Annotated in this window: 2 protein-coding genes; both read right to left on the reverse strand. The window is 71.5% G+C overall.

Going from position 1 to position 3,010, the window contains the following annotated elements; translation table 11 throughout:
- Window positions 1-42 precede the first annotated feature (42 nt).
- A complete protein-coding gene (locus tag KSO97_RS11830; RefSeq protein WP_232679103.1) occupies window positions 43-1,071 on the reverse strand; it encodes a GNAT family N-acetyltransferase in 1,029 nt (342 codons plus the stop codon).
- A 26-nt stretch (window positions 1,072-1,097) separates the two neighbouring features.
- Complete coding sequence (locus KSO97_RS11835; RefSeq protein WP_232679104.1) at window positions 1,098-2,804, reverse strand: ABC-F family ATP-binding cassette domain-containing protein; 1,707 nt, start codon at window positions 2,802-2,804, stop codon at window positions 1,098-1,100.
- Window positions 2,805-3,010 lie beyond the last annotated feature (206 nt).

A 3,010-nucleotide genomic window follows, 5' to 3' on the forward strand; every position in this document is an offset into this window, starting at 1 on the left:
CCCCCCCCCCGCGGGCCCGGCAGCGGGCGGGCGGAGTCGTCGTCAGGCGCGGGACGGCAGCCGTTTCTGGAACTCGCCGGCGCGCGCGACGGGGCGGAAGCCCAACTGCTCGTTGACGCCGATCATGTGGGCGTTCACCTCGGCGTTCCAGGTCACCACGGTGTGATCGGTGGTCCCGGATTCCTGGAGCTGGCGCAGATTGGCGACCTTGACCGCCAACCCGAGACGGTGCCCGCGGTGATCCGAGCGCACGAGGGTGCCCCACTGATAGGCCCGCCCGGTTCCGTCGGAGGAGGCCTGGATCTGGGTGTAGGCGACCAGCTCGCCGTCGGGTGCCAGGGCGATGGCAGCGTGATCGACCCGACCTTGACGCGCGCTCATCTCCTCGGTCTGGCGCAGGGCCTCCACGTCGGCGACGTCGTCCTCGTGCTCGCCCTCCCCCATCGGAGCCTCCGTCGCCAGCGTCGCGGCCAGCGTCACCCAGCCCTCGGCGAACTCGTCGGGCACCGGCCCGCTCCAGCGGTGCAGGCGGTAGCCCTCGTGCCTCGTCGCGGCCAGCAGCTCGAGGTCGTCGAGGACGGCGTCGGGCACGGGCAGCGCGAGCTCACGCTGCACCTCCCCCAGCGTGAGCCGGAAACCGCGTGCGAGCGCGAACTCGCGCCCGGGCCAGTCTTCGCCCTGCGCACCGTGCGTCTCCGGCCACGAGGCCTGGGCGTCGAGCCGCGTGCGCCCCAGCTCGGCCAGTTCGCGCTCGAGCTCCGCCAGCATCTGGGTGCCGTGCCCGGCGCGACGACGACCGGGCGCGGTGCACACCTGCACCATCGCGGCGTCCAGGTTGTCCTGCAGTGGGATCCTCAGGTAGCCGGTGCACACCGGCTCGCCGTCCACGGTTCCCAGGTAGACCCGGTGATCGACGAACGGGCTCGCGCGACCCGCATACATCTCCTGGCACTCGCGGCGAGACCAGATCGTCGCGTACTCGGCCATGCCCTCGCACTCGGCGGCGGCGTAGACGGCGTGCCAGCCGTCGAACACCGCGTCGTCGCGCGGGTCGATCCGTCGGATCCGCATCGTGTCCTGCCTCGTCTCGCGCTCGCTCATCGTGCGCGCACCACACGACCCTCGTCCCACACCGGCCCGGAGGACTCATAGACCTCGCCGTCCGCGCCGTAGACCAGGAAGCGGTCGAAACCGCGGGCGAACCAGCGGTCGTGGGTCACCGCGAGCACGGTGCCCTCGAAGGCCTCGAGTCCGGCCTCCAGCGCCTCGGCACTCTGGACGTCGAGGTTGTCGGTCGGCTCGTCGAGCAGCAGCAGCGTCGCCCCGGAGAGCTCGAGCATCAGGATCTGGAAGCGCGCCTGCTGGCCGCCGCTCAACGACTCGAAGGTCTGCTCGGACTGGGCGCTGAGCTCGTAGCGATCCAGCACCCGCGCGGCCTGCTCGCGACCCATGCCGGCCCGCCTCCCCTCGCCACGGTGCAGGATCTCCAGCAGCGTGCGTCCGAGGAGCTCGGGATGCTCGTGGGTCTGCACGAACCAGCCCGGCACCACGCGGGCGCCGAGCTTGGCCAGGCCGGTGTGGCGCACCGGTTCGATCGCGACGCCGCCAACCGCGTCCTCGACGAGGTGTGCCGCCCCGGTCGCCGGGTCGGGATCGGAGCCGCCCGCGGCCAGCAGCCGCAGGAAGTGCGACTTGCCCGAGCCGTTGGAGCCCAGCACCGCGACCCGCTCGCCGTACCAGACCTCGAGGTCGAACGGTTTCATCAGGCCGCTGAGCTCCAGGCCCTCGCAGACGACGGCGCGCTTGCCGGTGCGGCCGCCCTGCAGTCGCATCACGACGTTCTGCTCGCGCGGCTGCTCGATCGGCGGCCCGGCCTCCTCGAACTTGCGGAGCCGGGTCTGCGCGGCGCGGTACTGGCTCGACATCCCGTCGTTGTACTCGGACTTGATCTTGAGCCGGAGGACGAGCGCCTTGAGCTTGGCATGCTCCTCGTCCCACCGCTTGCGCATCTCCTCGAAGCGGGCGAAGCGGTCGCGACGCGCGTCGTGGTAGCTGGCGAAGCCCCCCGGGTGGGTCCAGACCAGGTTGCCGGCGTGTCCCAGCTCGACGGTCACCACGCGCGTCGCGGTGTTGGCCAGCAGCTCGCGGTCGTGGCTGATGTAGAGGATCGTCTTGTCGGAGGCGGCGATGCGCTGCTCCAGCCAGATCTTCCCGGGGACGTCGAGGTAGTTGTCCGGCTCGTCGAGCAGCAGGACCTCGTCGGGGCCGGCCAGCAGGTACTCCAGGACGAGCCGCTTCTGCTCACCGCCACTGAGCGTGCGCAGAGCGCGGTACTTGGCGCGGTCGAAGGGCAGCGCGAGCGCCTTCATCGTGGTGACGTCCCAGACGACCTCGAGGTCGTAGCCACCCGCGTCGGCGTACTCGTGGAGCGCGTCGGCGTAGCGCATCTGGGTCTTCTCGTCGTCGTCCTCCATCAGCGCGAGCTCGCACTGCTCGACGACGCGTGCCGCCTCCCGCACCCGCACCGGCGCGACGCTGAGCAGCAGGTCCGCCACGCTCGGATCCTCGCCGAGGCCGGCCTTGACGTCCTGCCGCATCACCCCGAGTCCGCCGCTGCGCGTGACGACACCGGCGTGCGGCGCGAGCTCTCCGGTGACGATGCGCAGCAGCGTGGTCTTGCCGGCGCCGTTGGCGCCGACCAACGCCACCTTCGCGCCGTCACCGACGCGGAACCCGACGTCGTCGAGCAGCACCCGGCCGTCGGGAAGCTCGTAGCGCACTCCGGCCACATCGACATGTCCCACAGGAGACGATGGTGCCGCACGCAGCGTCCCGGCCGCACGGGACTTTCCACCTCAGTCGCCGGGCACGTTCGGCGGGGCGGTGCGGGGTGTGCCCGTCGACGTTGCAGGTTTCCCCGGCCAACCGGGGAAACCTGCCTGCGGCGCTTGGGGGGTTCCCCGGCCAGCAGGCAGGACCCGCACTGGACGGGCAAAGGTTCGCCCGTCAA

Source organism: Nocardioides sp. R-C-SC26 (assembly GCF_021246465.1).
Taxonomy (GTDB): domain Bacteria; phylum Actinomycetota; class Actinomycetes; order Propionibacteriales; family Nocardioidaceae; genus Nocardioides.

What these genes read in the sequence shown, in the direction of transcription:
- KSO97_RS11830 (WP_232679103.1), bottom strand. Translation starts at nt 1,071, where the DNA reads ATGCGGATCCGACGGATCGACCCGCGCGACGACGCGGTGTTCGACGGC.